26 protein-coding genes and 3 pseudogenes are annotated in these 22,787 nt (G+C 44.4%); 23 read left to right on the top strand and 6 right to left on the bottom strand.

Annotated features, from left to right (window positions below):
* The 3 genes and pseudogenes from H8K55_RS07355 to H8K55_RS07345 form a co-directional block, all read left to right on the top strand.
* Window positions 1-221, top strand: a pseudogene (locus tag H8K55_RS07355) (IS110 family transposase); the annotation flags it as partial.
* Between the two features lie 368 nt (window positions 222-589).
* The gene (locus tag H8K55_RS07350; RefSeq protein ID WP_186941424.1) at window positions 590-1,882 is read left to right on the top strand and encodes an NTP/NDP exchange transporter; all 1,293 of its coding nucleotides are present in this window, start codon (window positions 590-592) and stop codon (window positions 1,880-1,882) included.
* Between the two features lie 43 nt (window positions 1,883-1,925).
* Window positions 1,926-3,089 carry an NAD-dependent epimerase/dehydratase family protein gene (locus tag H8K55_RS07345; protein WP_186941423.1) on the top strand — a complete coding sequence of 388 codons (1,164 nt, stop codon included), beginning with the start codon at window positions 1,926-1,928 and terminating at the stop codon, window positions 3,087-3,089.
* Window positions 3,090-3,169: 80 nt separating this feature from the next.
* Here H8K55_RS07345 and H8K55_RS07340 read toward each other — a convergent pair whose 3' ends face one another.
* On the bottom strand, window positions 3,170-3,634 hold the full coding sequence (locus tag H8K55_RS07340) for an Lrp/AsnC family transcriptional regulator (protein ID WP_186941422.1): 465 nt from the start codon (window positions 3,632-3,634) through the stop codon (window positions 3,170-3,172).
* A gap of 186 nt (window positions 3,635-3,820) precedes the next feature.
* On the opposite strand from H8K55_RS07340, the gene glmS reads away from it, so the two are divergent.
* The 5 genes from glmS to H8K55_RS07315 all read left to right on the top strand — a co-directional run bounded on the left by glmS (window position 3,821) and on the right by H8K55_RS07315 (window position 8,756).
* Window positions 3,821-5,650 carry a glutamine--fructose-6-phosphate transaminase (isomerizing) gene (glmS, locus tag H8K55_RS07335; protein WP_186941421.1) on the top strand — a complete coding sequence of 610 codons (1,830 nt, stop codon included), beginning with the start codon at window positions 3,821-3,823 and terminating at the stop codon, window positions 5,648-5,650.
* 472 nt (window positions 5,651-6,122) lie between these two features.
* Window positions 6,123-6,959: a hypothetical protein gene (locus H8K55_RS07330; RefSeq protein WP_186941420.1), complete on the top strand. Its 837-nt coding sequence runs from the start codon at window positions 6,123-6,125 to the stop codon at window positions 6,957-6,959.
* A gap of 213 nt (window positions 6,960-7,172) precedes the next feature.
* On the top strand, window positions 7,173-7,442 hold the full coding sequence (locus H8K55_RS07325; protein WP_186941419.1) for a hypothetical protein: 270 nt from the start codon (window positions 7,173-7,175) through the stop codon (window positions 7,440-7,442).
* A gap of 65 nt (window positions 7,443-7,507) precedes the next feature.
* Window positions 7,508-8,011, top strand: a complete 504-nt coding sequence (locus H8K55_RS07320; protein WP_186941418.1) for a hypothetical protein — start codon at window positions 7,508-7,510, stop codon at window positions 8,009-8,011.
* A 379-nt stretch (window positions 8,012-8,390) separates the two neighbouring features.
* Window positions 8,391-8,756: a hypothetical protein gene (locus H8K55_RS07315; RefSeq protein WP_186941417.1), complete on the top strand. Its 366-nt coding sequence runs from the start codon at window positions 8,391-8,393 to the stop codon at window positions 8,754-8,756.
* 132 nt (window positions 8,757-8,888) lie between these two features.
* Here the strand turns inward: H8K55_RS07315 and H8K55_RS21790 are convergent.
* A pseudogene (locus H8K55_RS21790) lies at window positions 8,889-9,116 on the bottom strand (NrtR DNA-binding winged helix domain-containing protein); the annotation flags it as partial.
* 250 nt (window positions 9,117-9,366) lie between these two features.
* Here H8K55_RS21790 and H8K55_RS07305 point away from each other — a divergent pair.
* The 4 genes from H8K55_RS07305 (at window position 9,367) to H8K55_RS07290 (ending at window position 11,241) form a co-directional block, all read left to right on the top strand.
* Window positions 9,367-9,771, top strand: a complete 405-nt coding sequence (locus H8K55_RS07305) for a hypothetical protein (protein ID WP_186941416.1) — start codon at window positions 9,367-9,369, stop codon at window positions 9,769-9,771.
* A 75-nt stretch (window positions 9,772-9,846) separates the two neighbouring features.
* Window positions 9,847-10,281, top strand: a complete 435-nt coding sequence (locus H8K55_RS07300) for a hypothetical protein (RefSeq protein WP_186941415.1) — start codon at window positions 9,847-9,849, stop codon at window positions 10,279-10,281.
* Window positions 10,282-10,371: 90 nt separating this feature from the next.
* On the top strand, window positions 10,372-10,719 hold the full coding sequence (locus H8K55_RS07295; protein WP_186941414.1) for a hypothetical protein: 348 nt from the start codon (window positions 10,372-10,374) through the stop codon (window positions 10,717-10,719).
* A 117-nt stretch (window positions 10,720-10,836) separates the two neighbouring features.
* Entirely contained in the window at window positions 10,837-11,241 is a 405-nt protein-coding gene (locus tag H8K55_RS07290) for a hypothetical protein (RefSeq protein WP_186941413.1), read from the top strand.
* Window positions 11,242-11,988: 747 nt separating this feature from the next.
* Here H8K55_RS07290 and H8K55_RS22280 read toward each other — a convergent pair.
* Window positions 11,989-12,138 (bottom strand): annotated as a pseudogene (locus H8K55_RS22280) (NrtR DNA-binding winged helix domain-containing protein); the annotation flags it as partial.
* 319 nt (window positions 12,139-12,457) lie between these two features.
* Here H8K55_RS22280 and H8K55_RS07285 point away from each other — a divergent pair.
* From H8K55_RS07285 to H8K55_RS07250, 7 genes are all read left to right on the top strand, one after another.
* A complete protein-coding gene (locus tag H8K55_RS07285; RefSeq protein WP_186941412.1) occupies window positions 12,458-12,829 on the top strand; it encodes a hypothetical protein in 372 nt (123 codons plus the stop codon).
* Window positions 12,830-12,965: 136 nt separating this feature from the next.
* Window positions 12,966-13,484, top strand: a complete 519-nt coding sequence (locus tag H8K55_RS07280) for a zinc ribbon domain-containing protein (RefSeq protein ID WP_186941411.1) — start codon at window positions 12,966-12,968, stop codon at window positions 13,482-13,484.
* A 650-nt stretch (window positions 13,485-14,134) separates the two neighbouring features.
* Window positions 14,135-14,599: a DUF2846 domain-containing protein gene (locus H8K55_RS07270; RefSeq protein ID WP_186941409.1), complete on the top strand. Its 465-nt coding sequence runs from the start codon at window positions 14,135-14,137 to the stop codon at window positions 14,597-14,599.
* A 93-nt stretch (window positions 14,600-14,692) separates the two neighbouring features.
* On the top strand, window positions 14,693-14,893 hold the full coding sequence (locus H8K55_RS07265; RefSeq protein ID WP_186941408.1) for a hypothetical protein: 201 nt from the start codon (window positions 14,693-14,695) through the stop codon (window positions 14,891-14,893).
* A gap of 121 nt (window positions 14,894-15,014) precedes the next feature.
* Window positions 15,015-15,572, top strand: a complete 558-nt coding sequence (locus H8K55_RS07260) for a hypothetical protein (protein WP_186941407.1) — start codon at window positions 15,015-15,017, stop codon at window positions 15,570-15,572.
* Between the two features lie 70 nt (window positions 15,573-15,642).
* Window positions 15,643-16,170 (top strand): hypothetical protein, encoded by a 528-nt coding sequence (locus H8K55_RS07255; RefSeq protein ID WP_186941406.1) that lies wholly within the window; start codon window positions 15,643-15,645, stop codon window positions 16,168-16,170.
* A gap of 147 nt (window positions 16,171-16,317) precedes the next feature.
* Window positions 16,318-16,770: a hypothetical protein gene (locus tag H8K55_RS07250; protein ID WP_186941405.1), complete on the top strand. Its 453-nt coding sequence runs from the start codon at window positions 16,318-16,320 to the stop codon at window positions 16,768-16,770.
* Window positions 16,771-16,964: 194 nt separating this feature from the next.
* Here H8K55_RS07250 and H8K55_RS07245 read toward each other — a convergent pair whose 3' ends face one another.
* Window positions 16,965-17,630, bottom strand: coding sequence for an NUDIX hydrolase (locus tag H8K55_RS07245; protein ID WP_186941404.1), 666 nt, complete (start codon window positions 17,628-17,630; stop codon window positions 16,965-16,967).
* Window positions 17,631-18,007: 377 nt separating this feature from the next.
* Here H8K55_RS07245 and prs point away from each other — a divergent pair, with 377 nt between their 5' ends.
* From prs to H8K55_RS07225, 4 genes are all read left to right on the top strand, one after another.
* On the top strand, window positions 18,008-18,859 hold the full coding sequence (gene prs / locus H8K55_RS07240) for a ribose-phosphate diphosphokinase (RefSeq protein WP_186941403.1): 852 nt from the start codon (window positions 18,008-18,010) through the stop codon (window positions 18,857-18,859).
* A gap of 31 nt (window positions 18,860-18,890) precedes the next feature.
* A complete protein-coding gene (locus tag H8K55_RS07235; protein ID WP_186941402.1) occupies window positions 18,891-20,360 on the top strand; it encodes a nicotinate phosphoribosyltransferase in 1,470 nt (489 codons plus the stop codon).
* Window positions 20,361-20,478: 118 nt separating this feature from the next.
* Window positions 20,479-20,844: an SLOG family protein gene (locus tag H8K55_RS07230; protein ID WP_186941401.1), complete on the top strand. Its 366-nt coding sequence runs from the start codon at window positions 20,479-20,481 to the stop codon at window positions 20,842-20,844.
* 123 nt (window positions 20,845-20,967) lie between these two features.
* Window positions 20,968-21,513, top strand: a complete 546-nt coding sequence (locus H8K55_RS07225; RefSeq protein ID WP_186941400.1) for a 2OG-Fe(II) oxygenase — start codon at window positions 20,968-20,970, stop codon at window positions 21,511-21,513.
* A gap of 67 nt (window positions 21,514-21,580) precedes the next feature.
* Here the strand turns inward: H8K55_RS07225 and map are convergent, their stop codons facing one another.
* The gene (gene map, locus H8K55_RS07220; protein ID WP_186941439.1) at window positions 21,581-22,342 is read right to left on the bottom strand and encodes a type I methionyl aminopeptidase; all 762 of its coding nucleotides are present in this window, start codon (window positions 22,340-22,342) and stop codon (window positions 21,581-21,583) included.
* A gap of 8 nt (window positions 22,343-22,350) precedes the next feature.
* A complete protein-coding gene (locus H8K55_RS07215) occupies window positions 22,351-22,563 on the bottom strand; it encodes a ParD-like family protein (RefSeq protein WP_186941399.1) in 213 nt (70 codons plus the stop codon).
* Window positions 22,564-22,787 lie beyond the last annotated feature (224 nt).

Below are 22,787 nucleotides of genomic sequence, written 5' to 3'. Positions count from 1 at the left end.
TGTCCAAAGTGGGACATACTTTTATTCGCAAAGCGCTCTACATGCCTGCCATGGTGGCTTTGTATAAAACAACATGGGGCAAGGCTTTCCGCCAGCGTCTAGCGGCATCCGGGAAACCTCCCATGGTGATTATTGGTGCCATGATGAGAAAACTCATTCATGTCGCATTTGGCGTACTAAAATCCGGCAAGCCTTTCGATTCAAGCTTGCATTCTGCTTGACTCGGATAACAGTATCTACGCAAGTAGGCTCCACCCAGCACAGTTTTGTGTAAGTCCTACTATGCGAGCAATAAAATTTATCGTGAACTTGCCCACGAGCAATGCATGTTCACGCACGACCAATTTAACCTCACTTAGTTCAGGTCTGAAGCAGAAATAAATATTTCAGTTTTTTCAAATCAGACTGAACTTCCCGCTACAAATTTTCTCCAACTCCGCATATGTATTTCATTTGCTTCAATCAGTTTTCTAAGACCATTAAGTCATAACTAAGGCGCAATAGAATCTAAAACAGAACATAAGCCAGTACATAAAAAAACAAAATAATTTTGCTGGTGTGGAGCTCTCTTCGCCAGCGCAGGGACATCATGAATCCATCAAATAACAATCCAGTCGACACACATTCCTGGCTGCAGCGGGTAGTCTTGTTGCGTGTTGGCGAAGGGCGCGCTTTGTTATGGGCTGCGGCTTATTTTTTCTTTCTCCTATTGAGTTTCTATTTCCTGCGCCCGGTGCGGGAAGCAATGGGGATTGCCAAAGGCGTTGATAAATTGCCGTGGCTGATGACAGCAACGATGTTGGCGATGCTGGTCGCGAATCCTGTGTATGCGATGTTGGTGTCTAAGTTGGCGCGGCGACGCTTTATTCCTATCGTTAGTCATTTTTTCGCCGCAAATCTTTTGCTATTTGTGCTCTTGTTCAAGTTCTTGCCAGAACACGGAGGCGCTATATTAGGCTATGTGTTTTACGTCTGGTTGAGCGTGTTCAATTTGTTTGTTGTCTCGATTTTCTGGAGCCTGATGACTGATGTGTTCAATGAGGATCAGGGTAAGCGTTTATTCGGCATGATTTCTATGGGCGGGACCCTAGGAGCGATAGTGGGGGCGGCGACCACAGAGGCTTTGAGTCGCGGCAGTTGGGGTGTGAAGTTCGAGCCAGTTGGACTGATGGTATTAGCTTGTGTAGGTTTGGAATTGGCAGTGCTGTGCATGACACGTCTGGCAGCTAATTTTTCGTTGGAGAATATCAAGCAAACGGTGAGGGAGCCCGGACCTGATTTTCGTCAAGGTTTTCGTTCCATTATGCAGTCCTCTTATCTACAGATGATTTGTCTGTTTATCTTGCTTTTTGCTGTGACCTCGACATTTCTATATTTGATGCAAGCCGATATCGTAGCGCGCAGTTTTACCGACAATGCGATGAGAACGGCGGCTTTCGCCCGTATGGATTTATGGGGCAATGTGTTGACCTTAAGTTTGCAATTATTTGTGACTAGTCGCTTATTGCGCGGCTTGGGTGTATCGGGCGTTTTATTGATTTTGCCCCTGGTGACGATAACAGGATTCGGTGCCTTGCTGATTTGGCCTGGCTTTGCTGCGTTGGCGATCGTACAGGTGCTTAGACGCGGTTTGCATTATGCAGTTGATCGTCCTGCCCGTGAAATTTTATATATTAATCTTGGGCCAGATGAGCGTTACAAGTCCAAAGCATTTATTGATACTTTTATTTATCGTGGTGGTGATATGTTGGGCGTTTGGATACCCAGTCTGCTGACATGGCTGGCAATTCCTTTAGGATTAGTCGCGTTATCAACAGCGACCGTGTGGTTGTGGGTCAGTGCCGCTTTAGGGCGGAGTTTAAAAAGAAGATCATCAGAATGATCGTATGGTGTTTCCGGTGGAGACTTAAATTTAGGAGCTAATGATGTCTAATTCACGTCGTCAATTTATTCAAATGAGTGCTGCTGCAGGCGCGGCTGTTAGTGTCACAGGTTTAGCCAATGCTGCAGGTCTTGGTGCCGCATCTGCCCCATTTTCTGCGCCTTTTTCTGCAGCACAGCCAGCGACCGCACCTAAGCGGATCCTGGTGCTCGGAGGTACGGGATTTTTAGGCCCGGCAATCGTTGCCGTGGCAAGCGCCCGCGGTCATACACTGACCTTATTTAATCGCGGCAAGACCCGTCCCGGTTTATTTCCGAACATAGAAAAGCGCCAGGGTGATCGTGATCCGAATAAAGGCGAAGGTATTAAATCTTTAGAGAGCGGCGAGTGGGATGCTGTGATCGATGATTCTGGTTACTATCCGCGCATGGTCGCTGCCTCTGCGCAATTGCTGGCACCACGCGTCAAGCAATACATTTATATTTCTAGTATCAGTTGCTATAAAGAGCCAGTGCCTATGCATGGTGATGAAGATACGCCGCTGGCGGTGCTGTCGAATCCTGCCGTCGAAGAGATGGGCAAAAATTTTGAAAACTATGGTGGCTTAAAAGCCGCCTGTGAAAAAGCCGCTGAACAAGCGATGCCGGGCAAAACGACGATAGTACGTCCTGGCTATATTGTCGGGCCGGATGACCCTAGTGGTCGCTTTACTTATTGGCCAGTGCGCTTCGATCAAGGCGGTGAAATCGCGGTGCCCGGCGCGCCTACCGATCCTTTCCAAATTATCGATGTGCGTGATTTGGCAGAGTGGTTAGTGTTGATGGTAGAAACGCAAACGGTAGGCAAATTTAATGCACTGGGACCAGAGAAAACGATGCCGTGGGGACGTGTCATCGAAGCCTGCAAAAAAGCGACGAAAGCAACTAGCAATTTGAGCTGGATACCGAGCGAATTTATGGCGAAACAAACGGATATGGAATTCCCAATCTGGTCACCTTATTTCGGTGATACCAAGGGCTTCCACACTTTTAGCAATGCACGTGCGGTCAAGGCTGGTATGCGTTTCCGCCCGGTTGAGCAAACGGTAAACGATACGCTGGCATGGTATAAAACTCAGTTAACGGAAGAAAAAGGGCGCACCAAACTGGCTTTCAGTGCTGAGCAAGAAGCGACGATACTGAAGCGCTGGAAAGACGCCAAAGCTTAAATCAAGCTTGTTCAAATCTAGAATGCAAAATGAAAAGGACAGCGCCGATCAAAGAGGTCTGCGCTGTTTTTTATTTGGCTTCACGCAAGCACCACTTGCGTTTCAAATTTACTGCGCGAAATCGAAAAGAAACTACGCACATTGCGCACATTCGATTGCGTCGCAAATAAGCGATGTGCCAGTGCATGATAAGCCGCCATATCCGCCACCTGGATGATCACCACAAAGTCTGGTCCGGGCGAGACCCGATAGCATTGCTGTACCGCGATTTCCTTCGCAACCAATTGCTCAAACGCGATTTGATGTTCAGTCGCTTGATGATCGAGCGTGATTTCTACAATCGCTGTTAAACCAGCGCCGACTTTTTCTGGCGACAAAATTGCCACTTGCTTGGCGATCACACCTTCTTTCTTGAGACGATGTACGCGACGTAGGCATGTCGGTGGCGAAGCATGCACACGTTGCGCCAATTCTTGATTGCTGAGTGAGGCATCAAGTTGCAGAGTTTGCAATATGCGTTTGTCCAGTTCATCTAAGTTCGTCATAAAATTTTGAATTGATGTGATTAAAAATTCCACAAACTATAGTTAAGTGAAATTTTTAGTTGATATGATAGATTGATGGTCTATTTAAGCATTTTTACGAATATTTTGAAAGAAAATTTCATTCAGTCTGGATTAGCATGAGTGCTTATCAGTCAGTGGTGACTAAATTTTTCAATAGAGGTCTCTATGTGTGGCATCGTCGGCGCAGTAGCACAACGCAATATCACTCCCATTTTGTTAGAAGGCCTCAAGCGCCTCGAATACCGCGGCTATGATTCTTGCGGAGTCGCTTTGCATGTTGACGGCAAATTACAGCGCTCACGCAGCACCTCACGCGTCGCCGAATTGCAGGCGCAAGTTGAACAAACTGGCTTGGCAGGCTTCACAGGCATCGCCCACACCCGCTGGGCAACGCACGGCGCACCATCTTCAGCGAATGCGCATCCACACTTTTCACCTGATGGCGAGAACGCACGTATTGCGCTCGTTCATAACGGCATCATAGAAAACCACGAAGAATTGCGCGCCGAATTAAGCCGCGCTGGTTACGTGTTCCAAAGTCAAACCGACACTGAAGTCATCGCCCACTTAGTTGATCATTTATACAGCGGCGATTTATTCGACACCGTTCAACAAGCAGTTAAGCGCTTAACCGGCGCGTATGCGATTGCCGTATTCTGCCGCGATGAGCCACACCGCGTGGTAGGTGCACGTCAAGGTTCTCCTCTCATCGTCGGCGTCGGCAAAGGCGAAAACTTCTTAGCGTCGGATGCAATGGCGCTCGCAGGTACCACCGATCAAATTATTTATTTAGAAGAAGGCGATGTCGTCGATCTGCAATTGCAACGCGTGTGGATCGCCGATGTGAACGGCAAACAAGTCGAACGCGAAGTCCGCACTGTGCACGCCCACACTGGCGCGGCAGAACTCGGCCCGTATCGCCATTACATGCAAAAAGAAATCTTCGAACAAGCACGTGCATTAGGTGACACTTTGGAAGGCATCACCAACATCATGCCTGAGCTGTTTGGCGACAAGGCATATCGCGTTTTTAAAGACATCGACAATGTCTTAATCCTCGCTTGTGGCACCAGCTATTACGCAGGCATGACAGCCAAATACTGGATAGAATCCATCGCTAAAATTTCGGTCAACGTAGAAATCGCCAGTGAATACCGCTACCGCGACAGCGTGCCAAATCCCAAGAGCTTAGTCGTCACGATTTCACAAAGCGGCGAAACAGCGGATACGCTTGCTGCACTCAAACACGCCCGCGAACTCGGCATGCCACACAGTCTGACGATCTGTAATGTTTCCACCAGCGCCATGGTACGCGAATGCGAACTCGCCTACATCACACGTGCCGGCGTCGAAGTCGGCGTGGCATCGACTAAGGCTTTCACCACGCAACTTGCGGCACTATTTTTGTTGGCATTAACCTTGGCACAAAGCAAAGGCCGACTCAGCGAAACCGAAGAACAAGACCACATCAAAGATCTGCGCCATTTACCAGTCGCCATCACCGCGGTACTCGCACTAGAGCCACAAATCATCGCTTGGGCAGACGAATTCGCCCGCAAAGAAAACGCACTTTTCTTAGGTCGCGGTTTGCACTATCCCATCGCTTTAGAAGGCGCATTAAAACTCAAAGAAATTTCTTACATCCACGCCGAAGCTTATCCAGCAGGCGAGCTCAAACATGGACCATTAGCCTTAGTCACGAAAGACATGCCAGTAGTAACAGTCGCACCGAACGACACGCTCATCGAAAAACTGAAATCCAACATGCAAGAAGTCCGCGCCCGCGGCGGCGAACTCTACGTCTTCGCCGACGCCGATTCTCGCATCACCCCAAGTGAAGGGGTACACGTGATTCGCCTGCCAGAACACTACGGCATGCTGTCCCCGATTTTGCACACGGTGCCTTTGCAGTTGCTCGCGTATCACACGGCGTTGGCGCGGGGGACGGATGTTGATAAGCCTAGGAATTTGGCGAAGTCGGTCACAGTCGAGTAAGACCATATGCATAACTTTTTTGATTTTTTTTGTCTAAGTTAACTTTGCAAACGTCGAGTTCTTACATTGCGTTGATTCTATTTCTAAATTCATGATCCCTCAGTTATGCCTGTTAATAGAGAGGTAAAACAAAAAAGAGATAAATGAGATGCGGCTTACGAGATGCTTGGAACTTTGTTGATAGATTTTTAAGAATGTGTTAACTTCGTTTTTTGCTTTTAAACAAATTAGGTATGCCGTATGACCCAATGACACCCTGATTCTGTTTCTCATGCAATTGCAAAGTATGTGCAGAATTTGCCAACACAAAAACAAATTTTGCGCGCTTTTCAATCTTTCGGGATGTTGCGAACGCTAAGGCGATAAAGCACAAAAATAGTAGGCGATTGAATTGTCTGGTGATTAGAAGCAGTAAATGATGCTCGTTTGAATTAAATCAATTTATATATAAAAGTCGATTAGGGGAAACGGAATGAAGAATGCGGTACAAGATTTAGTAGTGAGTTTTTTCGGATTTGTCTCAAGTACACTCACAGCATTCTTACTTTGGAAAATAGAGGAAATATTGGGGTTTTCCATTTATTCTTTTAGCCTTTGGTTCATTATTCCTATAGGTGCAATTGGCTGCGGATTTCTTGCTGCTAGTGGCTATTATTTAGGATCTGTTCTGTTTGGCCATAGGCCAAGCAAGATGTTGATGTTCAATATGGTTCTGATTTCTATAAGTACATTTTTTATGGTGCATTGGTTTTCTTATGCATCCATTGAAATAGAAGGGAAGCTATTGAGCGACTATATTTCCTTAATCGACTATCTGAAATACATACTCCAGCACCAATCTATGGAGTTTAGAGTGCATGCTGTAAAAGTTGGCGAATCTGGGGAATTAGGAAGCATTGGTTTTTTCACTGCGTTTCTTCAAATCGTTGGGTTTGCAATTGGTGGCTTTGTAGTTTACGGATATCTTTCAAATCTTCCATACTGCACCAGTTGCGCAGTCTATCTAAAGTCGAAAATGAAAAATGTGCGTTACTTTGGAAGTGCTGACACTTTCGCAAAAATGTTCGATGAGTTGATAGACTATTTTAAAAATTCCGAATTGCAAAACGCAATCACATTGCATAAAAATGCTGGTGAGCCAGAACATTTTTCCGATGCCTATTTAATTGCAACGCTTCATCGAAAACAGTGTACTAAATGTCAGCAAAATTGGTTAAGCTTTTCTGCGCACAAAAAAAATGGCAATGAATGGAACGAGATAGAGGATGTAAAGGTTTCGAAATTTTATGCAGGTGAACTCCACGACTAAGTAAAAAGAGTCACAACGCCCTTATTCGTGGGGTAAATAGGCAATGACGATTGCGATGAATTCGATAAGAATTTCAATATTAATTGTCGACACCGAATGGATTCTAAGGCAAGCACCTGACATGACAGTCGGAAATGACAACGAAATAATGTTGAATATTTTGGCAGGTCGCATGTTGCTGCGTCACTCACTTTTACCTTATGTGGTTTAGCTATGGATGATTTACCGATAAAGTACAAATGCCCTGCTTGTAAGCAAGCGGTATTGAACCGGAGAGTAGGACACTGCTTATATTGCAGTGCCAACTTGCCTCTCGAGTTCCTATTTTCAAATGAGAAAATAGCACGCCTGGACGAAGAACAACGCAAACGAGATGAGCTAAGAAAATGGACGAACCCTGGGCAAACCGTCGAGCGCTCAGACGCTGTGGGCCGTTTCATTGAAGGCGCTGAGGTGATTGGCGATATTGGTGAACTATTTTGACTGGTTCGTATAAAATGTCATTCGTTATAGACGCCTCGCGTCGGTCAAATTAATCGGCTAAGTACATGAAAAATATTTCACCACTTTTAGTTCTCGCTTTGCTCTCCACCACGGTCATATCGTCGCCTGCGTGCGCCGCATGCCTCGATCCTAAAACATTGGTGTCCGGGTATCGTGTGCCGTTAGAAAGTGAGATACGCTCTAGTCAAGCAATCGTGATTGGTAAGCTTATAAAAACCTCTCCGCTACAAGAAGATCATGATGATCCGGACGGGGTCACGGCACACTTGCACACGATTCGTGTCGTTCGCCAACTCAAAGGCCATCTCCCAGCCGTCGTTACCGTCAGGGAAGAGAATGATTCCAGCAGATACACGATGCGCTCTGGAGAAAAGCATCTATTCTTTTTCACTAAATCTGGCAGCACTTTCCGCATAGATAGCTGTGGCAACTCGTGGCAATTGCCACAGGGGGCAGACGTATTGAAGCAAGTCGAGGCACAGTTGCGCAGTAAGTCAATGCACTCGAATAATTCATTCAAATCGAAGCCGCTTCCTAGCGCGTCTTAATTTGGGCGTTAGCGGTCATCAGTCAGGTCAGAAAAGGCAAATATCTCAAACGCAAGTAAGGAGGGTGATTTTTTCGAGAGCCGTAGTTTTCATACCTGCTTGTGTATTTCCTTTGATGAGACAGATTGGCATATTCAGGGCATATCTTCAGTAAATGATGTTGTACATAACTGTAATTTTGCCTCTGTTGGGATGTTCATTTTGCTGCGGTTTGCATAAGTTCATCTGATTGCACCGCGTGGTGCAACATTGCTTATGTTCTGAGTCGGCTGTGTACTGATACTTGTGAAGAAACGCCTTAATAAATAGACTTCCCCGTCAAATTGCAGTGTGGATCGCATTGCCTTTAAAGGACGACCAACCTGAACTGAAAGAAAAAATGACACCAAACTTACTCACCAGATTCGCAATTCGCTTACACGCATTTCGATGGTCTTTGCTTGCTGCAGCTTTGACGGGAATCGTAACTTTTTGGGCTGCAGTTTTTATATTTGTGATTCCCGGAAAAGTACGACTGGGGATGTTTGTCGGTATTGCTGCTCCTCCTATTTTTTTGACTTGGGCAGCTTTGTGTTGCGCGTTTTGGTTTCATCCAACACGTGGTTTTCTGCGATCAGACAATAGCGCGATGAGTCGCCTGCCCGTTAGTGCCGCCGCGGGAATACGCTGGTATGCAAGTATTTTTCTGAGTCTCTTTGTCGTGGCAAGTGTTCTTGTTCCGCTATTTGTGTTGACTTCGTTTTGACGTGAACTAGCGTCTTAGGTACGAACAGCAAAAGCGTATCCATATGAATGTAGTTTTCAAATTAGCGTCGAAAAAACAAAGTGAAGTTCCATGTTGAGCTTCACTTTGTTCCGCCGTAACCTACCCGTAGATTCAGACGATCCACAATCCTCTATCCAGCAACTGCAATTGCTGTCTAAGAATTTTCTTCAAACGATATAGTTGTGCTGGCCTACGTGCGCCAGCTGTTTTAAATTGACCTGGAATCGCTTCTAACAAATCCATCAAAGTGATTTTTCTGCGAAAGCTGACTTTGTTGAGTGACTTTCCCATCAAAAATTCATAGACGCGTTGTAGTTGCGGTAATGTGAATGTCTCGCCTGCGAGATAGCAGGGAAAAGATGATTATTGACTTTTGCTACGCAAGCGTGAAAGGGCTATTTCTATCGCGCCATTTCGAAACTGCGCCTTGGATCGGCATTAATGAGTGCCTTTGTTATACCTGCACAAGGGGGGTATAGCTAGAAAGAGTAAGTCGTGGTGCGGCTTCCCAGAGGACTGGCACTTTGTTGAAGGATTTTTAAGAATGTGTTAACGTCGGTTTTTTCACTTTAGAACAAGTCAAATGCCGATGAAGAAACCACCACGCTACTGGATCGAATATGCGGAAGATTGGCGAGATGAACCAATGGCTTATTGGGTACACATAGAAAAAGAAGGGACGACGTGGCGCGATTCGCAAGAATACGATCCGCCGGCGCCCAAACCAGAAGGCAAAAAAGGATTTCGTGTCTTGTGTGTGGAATTTTCTGATATGGTGTTTCGGTTTTCCTCTCGTGCTCAAATCGATGAGTGCGTTCGAGTGCTTCAAATGAAACCGTTGAAATCATCGGAGCGCCTGACAGTTTTGAGGGGCAGTAAAGCGGGACCGAATAGCAATTGGCTGAGTCGACTGCCCGCGCACGTAAAGGCACCAAAAAATCGGGAGCTAGTTGTCGAAAAACTTTTAAAGGTTGCACATGAAATTGGCATTTAACAAGACAGTCCAGTTCGCTCCACTTTGTTTCGCCGGACGCCCAAGCGCGTGTCTCTGAATTTTGCGTTAGCCATCATGAAAAATAATGTCGTCGCTATCGGCGAGAATGGTTTTTTTCAACTGTCCGAAGAACTGAGCAAGAAAGTTCGCGGAAGTGCGTTGGGATTTCACAAATCGTGGTGGAGAGATGTACAGTTTTTCAATCGAGATGGATATAAATACGTGGTTGAGAATGTAATGCCCGAGCGTCAATTAGGATCTTTTTCGAAATTGCTTTCTCAAACAATATACAACCCAACTTTATTATTCGAGTACAGCTATTCAAGAGTTGGAAAATATGAAGTTTCAGCTCTTCAAGCTGCAATCAGAAAAAGTGTCGAGAAGGATGAAGATATCTTCACTCAACTTATGGAGAAAGAAGAGCTTCTGCAGCTTTTGACAATGTCGAATGACTTTGACTCAATTGTGGCAATTTTGGTGCGTTGCTGCGAGGGAAATGATAATGGTTAACAAAATGGTCGATCGGACTGGTCGCAAAATGGCGAAGTTTTTTATTAATTTGTGTGCGGTCATCAGCTCGCCGTTACGTTATGCATCAAAATGCAGATAATCAAAGTGATCGTCGTAATCATTGGCCTAGTAGCCTTATTGGGCTTTGTGTCGCTGAATATTATTTGGGTAGTTGCCTATGGACGTTTCTTAAAGCATCTTAAATTGAACCATTACGAACATTGGAATACAGTCGGTTCTCCAACGCAGTTTGAAGATGAACCTCTGTATGGATCAGTCGGTTACGTAAGATATTTTTGGGGAAGAAAGTATGCTGAACTTGGCGATTCGGAACTAACTGGTTTGGGCGATAAATTGCTCGGTAAACAAAAGTTAATGCTTTTCTGTATTTTGGTCAGTGGCGTTTGCGTGGTAGTCGCATTGGAAGGCACAGGATAACCTTGACTAATGAAATGTCGCGCAAAGAAATGCCTAGCATGACATTCGTGACAGACGCGTGGGTTAGCGTTTCGCCCTATTTTAATAATTCGTTGGTGCAACACACAATTAAACGTTATGACTATCAAAGTTCAACCAATCGTTGGAGGTGAAACGGGAAGTCGTTCCACAGATATTGCGGAATTGACTCTTGGGGCATCTGGACTTCGGATCGTTATCCAGATTTTGGCAAAAGATGCTGAAGAGGAAGAATATTTAGAAGTACTTTTCACTCAAATGAGAGGCTTTCGCTTTCTGGATGAGGGTGATTTAATTCCATATTGGAGAAGTGGTGAAACCTCATGGCATGAAAACATCGTTTACGAAATAGAGAGCGGAGGTTGGATGATGCAAGAGTTACAGACCGAGGGGATGCTGATGGTAACTCACTCTTTCGGTGGATTCTCGGAATGGTTCATTGCTACGAGCAATGGATGCGTTAATGTGATCTCAAGAAATGCCCCGTTACTACGCAGGTTTTAGTGTCTGCTGTGTCGAAACATGACTTATTAAAATGACGCACGCAGTGGCACTTTTTTTAAATTTATGGATTGGCGCGCGCCTTTCAAATCAACTTTAGGCTTCAAGAAATGGCAGGCTTCCCGATTCCATTAGACTTTCCCTGAGCTAGCATAGTTGGGCACGAAGTGACTCAAATATGTATTGGGCGTCACCACGTTCGAATCAATTTCTACAAACGAAGCACAGAATTGGAATTGCTTAATAAGTGGGAAGAGGGAGCAGCAATCGACATCGAATCTGGATATGAGTTGAGTGGTTTGGACTTAAGCTTTTTAAGAACATCAAATGAGAATTTGGGCGAAAAAAGTGGTTGTTTGACCGCCTGCTTGGGCAAGTTGTTACTGCCTTTGAAAAATTACCCGACAATGAAATCATGTTCCGATTTTCAAATGGAAGTGAACTTAAACTTTTAACGGATAAGCAAGGATTTGAATCGTATCATTTGCATGTCGATGGCCAGTCAATTGATGTTACGAAGAGTTGGTGACTAACCCAACATGACTTTCGAAAATGGCGCGTGAATACGCTATACCTTAAATTTACTAATCGGCGTGCGTGCCTTTTAACTTTGCGTTACGTAGCATAGGTACAAAAAGCTAAAGCGTATCCATACAATTGTAGTCTTCAAATTAGCGTCAAAAAAACACAGTAAAGTTTATGTTGATCTTTACTTTGTTCCACCGCAAATCACCCGTCGATTCAAACGATTCACAATCCTCTATCCAGCAGCTGCAATTGCTGTCTAGAAATTTTCTTTAAGCGATATAGTTGCGCTGGTCTATGTGCGCCAGCTGTTTCAAATTGACCTGGGATCGCTTCTAACAAATCCATCTCTGTGATTTTTCTGCAAAAGCTGACTTTGTTGAGTGCTTCTCACATCAAGAATTCATAGACTCGTTGTAGTGCTGGTAATGTGAATGTCTAGCCTGCGAGATAGCAGGGAAAAGATGATTATTGGCTTGTACTACGCAAGCGTGAAAGGGCTATTTCTATCACGCCATTTCGAAACTGCGCCTTGGATCGGCATTAATGGGTGCCTTTGTTATACCTGCACAATGGGAGTTATAGCTAGAAAGAGTAAGTCGTGGCGCGGCTTCCCAGAGGATTGGCACTTTGTTGAAGAATTTTTAAGAATATGTTAACGTCGGTTTTTTCACTTTATAACAAGTTAAACATCATGACCACGTATTCAGATATTTTTGTGGAGGCATCGTCAGAACTTGACCTTCGGTCGTTTTCTTCTCAAGTGTTTGAGATTTTTGGAATTGCGGATTTTGAGGAAAGGGAAAGCTCCCATTATGTTGACGGGCACTACTTTCGTTCAAAGGCTGATGACCTCCAAATCAAAGTTACGTTTACAGATGACTCTGATTTGGATGGGTATCGTTTTTGGCTACCGATTTCTTCGACAAATGAGAGTATTGATGCTGCAGCATTAGCTGATACATATGCAAAAAAATTGTCTACTGCTGGATGGGCGGCTTTTGTACCTGCAAAAGACTGGAACCGTAAAGATTGGCTCGGCGAAGGGGTGCGCTATGATGTTTAACACGACGCTCGACCCGGAAACTGCGCATGATGGAGTTCCGATGTTCAGCATTTTTTCAATCACTTATTCTTCGGCTTTGGTGCGTTGCGCGCAGTTCCGATCAGCTCAGCGTTAAACGTCAAATGCCCTCACTCTCATGAATATCGTCCTATTTCCTTTCATGGTGCTCGCGGCTATTGGATTCATCCTCAGTCTCGCTGCACATCTTGCGTCGCTGACGGGCATCCAAGTTCCAGGCGGTGAAGCCGTTTGGAGCCTGCACATGGGAATCTTTGTGGTGTGGATTCCTACCGTACTGATATCTAGCCGCCTGACCAAGAACACAAATCAGCGCGACTTTTGGAAGGCAACGCTTGGCGGTTGCCCGCTTTGGATGAGACGCGCGCTGTATGGCATCTTCGCGTACGCCATCGTCAACTTTCTCTATTTCATGTTTGTGGCCAGTAGGCATGAAGCCGCCGGGTCGGAGATACGTGGCTTCTCAGGCCATTGGATGGTTTTCTATGGCGCTGCCTTTGCAACCATGTACTCTGTTCGTCGAGCACCGCATTTGCTGCGCGATAGGAAGTGCTCAAACGGCCACGCCGTCCCGCCTTCTGCTCAGTTCTGCCAAGAGTGCGGCATAAAACTTTTAAGCCCAAATGCCGACGCCTAACCCTTCAATCGAGAGGACGTCACCCGGCAAGCCGGGTGCCACCTCTCATTTCAAACGTTAAGTATTAAAGCTATGGCGAAAATTTCAATTGAAGACTTTGATCGGACGAAGCATCCGAATCACATGTGGTACATCGATAACGAGCAATTTACGAGGTATGAACATACGGGCGGGCTAACTCCATATAAAGTTTGCGTAGTCGAGGTTCGCGGTTTTCAGTTTATTTTTCATAGCTCTATGCAAGTTGAACTTTGTCTCGATTACTACTCAAGAAAAATTCACCCAAGTAGCCGTCTCCCCGTATATAAAGAAAATCTCGGTGGTGATCATTGGGAGACGCAGAGATGGTTCGAGAAACTTCCGCTTTTCTATCAGAAAATGCCAATCGCCAGAAAGTGATTGCAACCTTAGAGCGCGCACCCACCGAATATCGTCGCCAACCGGGAACAATCACTAGTACTAGAAAGCCCAATATTTGGTCTTGGGCTGGGAATGATACTTAATCAGATAATCGATCGGATTGGCCGCGATGGAGCTGTGTTCATTCTTTAATTTGTGGGCGGTCATCCTCTTTTCGTTATGCACTAATTCGCCGTGAGTGGGCGTAAACCAGCTCAAACTTTCAATAACTCAATCTAGGAATCAATTTAATGAAAATCGTTTCAGTCGTTACACTTACAACAGCACTGCTAATTACAGGATGTGCCTCGGTAGATATGGCATCAAAAGCAGAGTCGGCAAAAGCAAAAGAATTTAACCCACCTAGTCAAGGTAATGCTGGAGTCTACATCTATCGTAACAGCTTCGTTGGTAAGGCACTTAAGAAAGACGTATGGATTGATGGAAAGTGCATCGGCGAAAGCGCACCAGATGTGTTTTTTTATACGGAAGTTGAGGGCGGGAAAAACCATAAAGTTGACACCGAATCTGAATTTTCACCTAATACCTTTGAATTGAAGTTCGAGACCAATAAGAACTATTTTATTCGACAGTACATTAAATTGGGTGTATTTGTTGGTGGTGCGGGACTAGAGCAAATACCTGAAGAGCAAGGAAAAAAAGATGTCTCAATGCTTGAAATGGCAAAACCAGGCAAGTGTAGCGCGGCACGATAACTAAAAGTTTGGTGCCCAACTTGATATGACCATATGGTGGATCGAGTTGGGCGTCACCACGTTCGAATCAATTTCCACAAACGAAGCACAGAATTGGAATTGCTTGATAAGTGGGAAGGGGGAGCAGCAATAGACATCGAATCTGGATATGAGTTGAGTGGTTTGGACTTAAGCTTTTTAAGAACATCGAATGAGGATTTGGGCGAGAAAGGTGGTTGTTTGACCGCCCTGCTTGGGCAAGTTGTTACAACCTTTGAAAATTACCCAACAATGAAATCATGTTCCGATTTTTAAATGGAAGTGAACTTAAACTTTTAACGGATAAGCAAGGATTTGAATCGTATCATTTGCATGTCGATGGGCAGTCAATTGATGTTACGAAGAATTGGTGACTAACCCAACATGACTTTCGAAAATGGCGCGTGTACAAAGTCTTTTTTGCAATCTACAGATTGGCGTACCCGCCTTTCAATTCAACGTTAAGTGCTTGCCCATGAAATTGCGAACGTTCAAATTTTTTACTTTCACTTCCATCGTGGTGGTGTGCTTGATCGTGGTATTTGTAGCTAACGGTTTTTGTTTTATACCGACTTACGAAGCAATAGCAAGAATACCAAACTCCGATTCTCAATTGGTTTTGCAACTAGAACCTATGCACCCATATCTGGCTGAGTATAGACGTGCCCTAGTTCTTCGAACCAAAGGTGAGCCGGATCAGCACATTGAAATGCTTCCAGACTCAGGTGCTTACTCCCGCACCCAGCTTTATAAGCTTCCAGATGGTCGTTATGTTGTCCGTGGTTATTTTGATGCAGTGACGATTGATGTATCTAAACGCAGTTTAACTACTGAGCAAGATGGGCAAAGCATTGGCACTTATCTCGGTGCATTTGATCATATTGGTAATGGTGGCTGGCGTTTTATCGGCGCAAATCAAAGCGCTGAACTGTCACTAATTGCGGGTGGTAACTAATGAACGCACTTAACAAATCATTCGTGTGCGACGGCTGCATCGTCCCACAGCTCTAACGTTGGATATTCGAATGAAGTCACTGTTTTCTTGCATCTTCTTATCTATCGCAACGAGTGTTTTTGCGATGCCTCAGCTAGATGAAACCCCGCTAACGAACGAAGCAAAGTCGCGTTTCAAGGATACTTTGAGAGAGGCTTTAAGAAACAAAGACATCACGAGGAAACAATATTTCGAGTCTATTTCTTGGGTAGGGAAGTATCCATGTAAAGGGATAGATCGGCGTTTGAGTAAGGAACAAAAGATAGCGTTTGGTTCGATAATTGCGAAACTTGAAAAATATAATCAAGTTGAAGTCCTAGGGGTGTTTAGATATAACAACTGGCATATTATTTATATAGACAATCACGTTTCTGATGAACCATACATGTTTTATTCATCTAATCCGGTTTCATCGAAACGTGCTATTACATCTTGGAGCGGGGTCGCTACGATTTTCGAAACAACTGAAATAGAGGAATGGGTACTTAAAAATGCTCATGGTATACCGCGCCAATTGGCGAGTTGTTTCGCATGGTACGTGACTCTCAATAGCAATTAATTTAGAATCTTTATGTATGTCTAACAGGACTATGGACTGAAAACTACCGTCAATGACTGCTCCACTATTTCAATTTTCGGTGCCAGTGATCCCGACCACCTTTGTTGGGCATCTTGAAACGATATTGAACATGTGTGAGAGTTTTGTATGAAAATATTTACAAATGTATTGATTGCTATCCTGTTTTTTTGGGCGGGAGACGAGGCCGTAGCTCAATCTTACGATTTTCGGCAAGGGTACATTTTTGAACAGAAATTCGTCAAAAGAATATCCATTAGCCAAGCGGAGGAAGTAGCTTCTAGCTTCGGGTTTTTTGAACCGCTTATGTCCTGGGAATGGGGCGTTGAAAAAATTGCGGATCCGCACGTAAAACGAATTGGCAATAGACTTGTATTTGACTTCGATGGCAAGGGTAGTTTGAGCTTGCGCGATTACACTAGGAAAGCAACTAAAATAGCAGAAGGCGAGTTGCAGAAATTTGTATATATCAAAAGTGTACCGTTCTATCACGTTGTGGGTGTTTTATTTGGACATGATCAACCTGCATTTCTTCTAGTCTCGACAGTCGGTGAAAATATCTATTTCGTAGATACCCATTAAAGAGGCGGCACTATAAGCGAATGGCAAACAATATGATCGATCGAACTGACCGTGATATGGTTCAGAGTGTAGGTACAAATAGCTAAAGCGTATCCATACAATTGTAGTTTTCAAATTAGCGTCAAAAAAACACAGTAAAGTTTATGTTGAGCTTCACTTTGTTCCACCGCAAATCGCCCATAGATTCAAACGATTCACAATCCTCTATCCAGCAGCTGCAATTGCTGTCTAAAAATTTTCTTTAAGCGATACAGTTGCGCTGGCCTATGCGCGCCAGCTGTTTCAAATTGACCTGGGATCGCTTCTAGCATATCCATCTCAGTGATTTTTCTGCGAAAGCTGACTTTGTTGAGTGCCTCTCCCATCAAAAATTCATAGACGCGTTGTAGTTGCGGTAATGTGAACGTCTCGCCTGTGAGATAGCAGGGTAAGGACGAATATTGGCTTTTACTACGCAGGCGAGAAACGGCTGTTTCTAAAATGCTGCGATGATCGAATGGTAACGATGATGGCCGATCAACACTCACTAATTTGATATCGGGGTGAGCTGCGCTATTAATGACGTCGAAAGAAACCAGCGCGTAGTGAGCGATGGAAACCGACCATCCGCGCGGGTCGCGTGCTGGGCCAGAGAAGCTTGCCAGCTGTTCCAAATAGGGGGCATCAATACCGGTTTTTTCTTTGAGTACGCGCAAAGCTGCGTCCTGTACATCGCTATCTTCATTGCTGTGAATGAAGCCGCCGGGGAGGGCATTGACGCCTTTAAACGGTTCTCGATCACGCTTTAATAAGGCAACTTTTAGAACGCCTTCGTGCAAGGTGAGTAACACGATATCGACGGTGCAGATAATTTGGTTCACTTAAAACTCCATTAAATGGCGATGTACTTACATTCCTATTTGGTGAAAATCATTCACTAAAATCAAATGCACTTCGCTGAATTGGATTAACTCTTAATTCAATCTTTAATCTAAGTATCGCATGATTTAATCCAATAGTTTTGTGAAATTGTATTTGAAATTGTATTTGAAATTGTATTTGAAATTGTATTTGAAATTGTATTTGTAAATTTTTCTTAAGAAAGAAAATAAAGATACTTAGTTGCACAATTAAACTAAGTTAACTATAATAAATTCACGTCGATAGAAAAAAGTGAAAAGAAAATGTTTTTAAATTTATTTTTAAATTTGTTTTTAAAGCAGCTACACTTTGCTGATTTTAGAAAAAGGAATGAATTATGATTAACGCGGAAAACGCTTGTAGTCGCTATTTTTTGCCCAGCCTTCATCAAGAAGGTGAGTTACTCAAGCAGTTCGTCTTCGGCAGTGGAGAGCACCATGTGCAAGTTTTGGGACCGGCTAGCAGTCATGTTGAAATCATGTTTCGCTACAGCGGCGATCAATCAATCATTCAGCTTTTACTCTTGACCGACGCTTTGCGTCGTCACGGCGCGAAAGAAATCGATTTGACGATTCCTTACTTTCCAGGCGCAAGACAAGATCGCGTTTGCAATCGAGGTGAACCATTGTCTGCCAAAGTGTATGCCGACCTGATCAATCAACAACAGTATCGCCAAGTGACGGTTTTTGATCCCCACAGCGACGTTGTCGTTGCTTTGTTGAATAAGGTGCAGGTCGTCAAGAACCATCAATTTATTAGAGATGTCGTTGCTGAAATTGGCACAGATATTATCTTGGTTTCCCCAGATGCCGGTTCAAATAAAAAGATTTTCGAATTGGCCGCTCAACTGGGGGGATTGGAGGTTGTCAGAGCGGATAAGTTACGTGATGTACGCAATGGGTCGATTATTGGCACCGAAGTGTTTTGTGAGGATTTAGGTGGGAAAACGGCAGTGATAGTTGATGATATTTGTGCTGGTGGCCGTACCTTTATCGAGCTGGCAAAAAAACTAAAAACGAAGAATTGCCACAAAATCGTTTTGGCAGTATCGCACTATGAGGGCAGCGCGCAAGAAAGTAAGTTGTTAGAAAGTGGCATCGATGCGGTGTACACCACTAATAGTTTGAAAGATTTGGTCGCCACCGACTTTTTAAACGTAAAAAATATTTGGCAATACATTTCAGCATAAGCCAACAAAAGCTAGCACAAGGAGAACTCACATGAAATTAAATCCAGCCACCGCGATTGATGGTTACAAAGTCGATCATCGCCGTCAATATCCAGACAATACCGAAGTCGTGTTTAGTAATCTCACCGCCAGGACAACGCGTCGTGAATACACCGATCATGTTGTATTTTTTGGCCTGCAGTATTTCATCAAAAGCTTTTTGATAAAAAGCTGGGAAGATGATTTCTTCAAACAGCCAAAAGAAGAAGTGTTACGTCGCTTTGAACGTCGTATCAATAATTATCTTGGCCCAAATAATGTCGGTACAAAGCACATCGCCGACCTGCATGATCTCGGTTACTTGCCAATCAAAATCATGGCTCTGCCAGAAGGTTCAGTCTATCCATTAAGAGTTCCATGTCTGGTGATTTTCAATACGGATGAGCGCTTCTTTTGGCTGACCAATTATCTGGAAACGATACTTTCGACGAATGTGTGGGGCATGTGCACCAGCGCCACGACCGCACATGAGTATAAAAAAATTCTCACCAAGTATGCACTCGAAACTGACGGCAGCACAGAGTTTGTAAATTGGCAGGGGCATGATTTTAGTTTCCGTGGCATGTTCGGCGCTGAAGCCGCAGCAATGAGTGGTGCGGCGCATTTATTAAGTTTTACTGGCACCGACACGATTCCTGCAATTGATTTTCTAGAAGATTATTACGGTGCGAATAGCGACCTGGAATTGGTCGGCGGTAGTGTCGCGGCAACAGAGCACTCTGTGATGTGCGCAGGTGGCATGGACAATGAGTTGGAAACTTTCCGCCGCTTAATTCAAGATATTTATCCGGCTGGTATCGTCAGTATTGTGTCTGATTCTTGGGATTTCTGGCAGGTAATGACCGACTTCACTGTTAAATTGAAAGAACAAATTTTGGCACGCGATGGTAAGGTGGTTTTCCGCCCAGACACTGGTTGTCCTGTGAAAATGATTTGTGGTGATGCTGAAGCCCCGGCCGGTTCGCCTGAATATAAAGGTGCGATTGAGTGTTTGTGGGAAGTATTTGGCGGTAGCGAAACGGCAAAAGGCTACAAACTTCTTGACCCACATGTAGGATTAATTTATGGCGATTCAATCACAATAGAGCGTGCAATGGCAATTTGTGCAGGCTTGAAAGCGAGGGGCTTTGCCTCAACCAATGTGGTATTTGGCATTGGTAGTTATACCTATCAGCACGTGACGCGTGATACCGACGGCTTCGCGGTAAAAGCGACCTTCGCAAAAATTGCAGGTGAAAATCGCGAAATATTCAAAGCACCGAAAACTGGCGATGGTACCAAAAATTCCGCTAAAGGCTTAGTTGCAGTTTATAAAGATTCAGAAGGCGAGTTTTACCTGAAAGATCAGGTTAGCTGGAATAAAGTCAATGAATGCGAATTTGTGACTGTCTTTGAAAACGGAAAATTATTCAATGAAGTCACACTTGCGGAAGTTAGGACAAGATTGGCAAGCAATATTTAACTAAGGAATATATTGTCAATGCAAGCAACTACATTTTTTTCATAACATTTGCTGCGTTGGAAAGCGTGAGGCTTCATCTGTATACAGCGATTGCATCACAAGAGAGAAAATCAGACTTATGCGCACATTGATTACTGGATCAACCACGTGGACAGATGCCGTAGCGTTACGTCGTGAATTAAGTCAACTCTCAGCTACCAGTGTGATCGTAACAGGTGATACGCCAGGTGTTGATGCAATCGCAATCGCCATCGCGCAGGATCTTGGATTAGGTGTAGAGGCCATGCATAAATCAGCAGAAGATTATTGTCGCTATCCAGTCGATGGCTGGAAAGGGCTCAATGAAAGGATGCTCAAGACAGGTATAGACCTGGTGCTCGCATTTCATGCTGACTATGGCAAGCCAGGTATGGCGCGCGGAACGGTGCATGCGGTTGAACTGGCGCAACATGCTGGAGTTGAAGTGCGAATTTTTCTTGATTGATTGTGCGCCTTGGTGGATTAATAAATATAAAGACAGAGCATGATTATCTATGACATCAAATGCAGCGAATAAAAGAGGAAAATGTTTCGATCTTTGTAGTTCAGCATTAACTGACCGCGAGCCATGAAATTAGTAAAACTTGAAGAAGGTGTTTTTGAAATAGACGCATTCCTACCCGTAGAGGAATGTGATTCTCTGATTGCATTAAGTGAGGCGATTGGTTTCAAGCAGGCCGACGTGCAAACGCTGTCTGGCAGGCAGTTGCTTACCAATATTCGAAATAATGAAAGAGTTGATTATCTATCGAATACTCTGGCAAAGGTTTATTGGCAAAAGATAGCGGAATTAAATCTGCCCATTTGTGAGGGCAAGAATGCGATTGGAATATCGTCGAATTTTAGGTTTTATAAATATCAGCTAGGTCAAAAATTTAGCATGCATAGAGATGGTCGCCAAAGCATAGGCGAGAATGAGACTCTTTATACTTTACTGGTATATTTGAATGAGGATTGTATTGGCGGAGAGACTTTTTTTCGAGAAGGAAATCTAAAAGTTTTACTAAAAAAAGGATTGGCAATAATTTTTGAACATTCGCTCTGGCATCAAGGGGTTGACGTGAAAAGTGGTGTCAAGTATGTGTTGCGGAGTGATATTGTATATGGCGAGTAATTCTATGTGGATTCATTTGTGTACGCAGCTCGTGTATTTCAATCAAATCGAATCAACCCAAAGCCCATCAACACTTTTCATCTTCACGCAAAGTTAATACCCGCACACCATCGCTCGTGACCGCCACCGTATGTTCAAACTGCGCAGACAGTTTGCCATCAACTGTGACAACCGACCAGCCATCATCTTCCGTTTGTACTGCATTCCCGCCTTGATTGATCATGGGTTCGATGGTGAATACCATGCCTTCGCGTAAAAGTAGTCCTGTGCGTGGTTTGCCCCAGTGCAGTACTTCTGGTGCTTCATGCATTTCGCGACCTATGCCGTGGCCACAATATTCTCGTACGACTGAGTAACCATTTTTGCGTGCATGGGTTTCTATCGCAAAACCGATATCACCAAGGCGTGCGCCAGGTCGCACAGCTTTGATGCCTTTCCACAGAGCTTCGTGCGTTACTTGCACTAAGCGTTGCGCTGCTTTGGAGACTTCACCGACGAGATAAGTTTTGCTGGAATCTGCGATGTAACCGTGTTTTTCTAAGGTGATATCGAAATTCACAATATCGCCATTTTGCAAAACTTCAGTGGGTGAGGGTACGCCGTGGCAAACGACCTTGTTACGTGATGAATTTAGCGCATAGGCATAACCGTACTGCCCTTTACTCGCAGGGCGCGCTTGCAGTTCATGCACGATGTAGTGATCGACGATATCGTTGACTTCCATGGTCGACATGCCGATTAGATTAAGCTGATCGAGATGGTTAAACACACGTGCTAATAATTTTCCGGATTCCGCCATCAATACGATTTCTTCGGCTTGCTTGATGATGGTATTGCTCATGTCGCCGCAACCCTAAGTGCTTTGGTCTCGACGCCAGCTGCCTGCATTTCTTGCGCGATGATCTGATTAAAACTCATGGTCGGATTCATCTCGCACAACATCCCTACTTTGATCCAAAACGCCGCCTGCGCATTGATCGAACGACAGCCCACAGAGCTGGCTTTGCGCATTTGATCATGCAATTCGTCGTCGATGTTGACGATACCCATATGTTTTCCTTTTATCTGCACACTATATGAAACGTATATGAAGTATATATTCAATTTATGCCGATAGGCAAGCATTTGTCTTGGGCGGATTTCATCTGAGGAAGAAAATATCTTGGTGTGGGCTTGTGATTTATATAGGATGACGAATGTAACGATGCGAAAAATATCTTGTCGCTTCCTTGCTCAAAATCTTATGCATTTGTTTTTCATTGATAGAATGCGAA

The sequence above is a fragment of the Affinundibacterium flavidum genome (assembly GCF_014284175.1).
GTDB lineage: Bacteria > Pseudomonadota > Gammaproteobacteria > Burkholderiales > Burkholderiaceae_D > Undibacterium > Undibacterium flavidum.
The sequence above is the reverse complement of the archived record's forward strand: the minus strand, read 5'-3'. Positions and strand labels throughout refer to the sequence as shown.

Excerpts from the sequence above, each read along its gene's own strand:
- H8K55_RS07285 (WP_186941412.1), top strand. The coding sequence starts at position 12,458 with ATGACCACGTATTCAGATATTTTTGTGGAGGCATCGTCAGAACTTGAC.
- H8K55_RS07270 (WP_186941409.1), top strand. The coding sequence starts at position 14,135 with ATGAAAATCGTTTCAGTCGTTACACTTACAACAGCACTGCTAATTACA.
- H8K55_RS07325 (WP_186941419.1), top strand. The coding sequence starts at position 7,173 with ATGGATGATTTACCGATAAAGTACAAATGCCCTGCTTGTAAGCAAGCG.
- H8K55_RS07305 (WP_186941416.1), top strand. The coding sequence starts at position 9,367 with ATGAAGAAACCACCACGCTACTGGATCGAATATGCGGAAGATTGGCGA.
- H8K55_RS07300 (WP_186941415.1), top strand. The coding sequence starts at position 9,847 with ATGAAAAATAATGTCGTCGCTATCGGCGAGAATGGTTTTTTTCAACTG.
- H8K55_RS07320 (WP_186941418.1), top strand. The coding sequence starts at position 7,508 with ATGAAAAATATTTCACCACTTTTAGTTCTCGCTTTGCTCTCCACCACG.
- prs (WP_186941403.1), top strand. The coding sequence starts at position 18,008 with ATGATTAACGCGGAAAACGCTTGTAGTCGCTATTTTTTGCCCAGCCTT.
- H8K55_RS07280 (WP_186941411.1), top strand. The coding sequence starts at position 12,966 with ATGAATATCGTCCTATTTCCTTTCATGGTGCTCGCGGCTATTGGATTC.
- H8K55_RS07260 (WP_186941407.1), top strand. The coding sequence starts at position 15,015 with ATGGCGCGTGTACAAAGTCTTTTTTGCAATCTACAGATTGGCGTACCC.
- H8K55_RS07315 (WP_186941417.1), top strand. The coding sequence starts at position 8,391 with ATGACACCAAACTTACTCACCAGATTCGCAATTCGCTTACACGCATTT.
- H8K55_RS07340 (WP_186941422.1), bottom strand. The coding sequence starts at position 3,634 with ATGACGAACTTAGATGAACTGGACAAACGCATATTGCAAACTCTGCAA.
- H8K55_RS07330 (WP_186941420.1), top strand. The coding sequence starts at position 6,123 with ATGAAGAATGCGGTACAAGATTTAGTAGTGAGTTTTTTCGGATTTGTC.
- H8K55_RS07345 (WP_186941423.1), top strand. The coding sequence starts at position 1,926 with ATGTCTAATTCACGTCGTCAATTTATTCAAATGAGTGCTGCTGCAGGC.
- H8K55_RS07250 (WP_186941405.1), top strand. The coding sequence starts at position 16,318 with ATGAAAATATTTACAAATGTATTGATTGCTATCCTGTTTTTTTGGGCG.
- H8K55_RS07235 (WP_186941402.1), top strand. The coding sequence starts at position 18,891 with ATGAAATTAAATCCAGCCACCGCGATTGATGGTTACAAAGTCGATCAT.
- H8K55_RS07295 (WP_186941414.1), top strand. The coding sequence starts at position 10,372 with ATGCAGATAATCAAAGTGATCGTCGTAATCATTGGCCTAGTAGCCTTA.
- H8K55_RS07225 (WP_186941400.1), top strand. The coding sequence starts at position 20,968 with ATGAAATTAGTAAAACTTGAAGAAGGTGTTTTTGAAATAGACGCATTC.
- H8K55_RS07230 (WP_186941401.1), top strand. The coding sequence starts at position 20,479 with ATGCGCACATTGATTACTGGATCAACCACGTGGACAGATGCCGTAGCG.
- H8K55_RS07290 (WP_186941413.1), top strand. The coding sequence starts at position 10,837 with ATGACTATCAAAGTTCAACCAATCGTTGGAGGTGAAACGGGAAGTCGT.
- glmS (WP_186941421.1), top strand. The coding sequence starts at position 3,821 with ATGTGTGGCATCGTCGGCGCAGTAGCACAACGCAATATCACTCCCATT.
- H8K55_RS07215 (WP_186941399.1), bottom strand. The coding sequence starts at position 22,563 with ATGGGTATCGTCAACATCGACGACGAATTGCATGATCAAATGCGCAAA.
- H8K55_RS07350 (WP_186941424.1), top strand. The coding sequence starts at position 590 with ATGAATCCATCAAATAACAATCCAGTCGACACACATTCCTGGCTGCAG.
- H8K55_RS07255 (WP_186941406.1), top strand. The coding sequence starts at position 15,643 with ATGAAGTCACTGTTTTCTTGCATCTTCTTATCTATCGCAACGAGTGTT.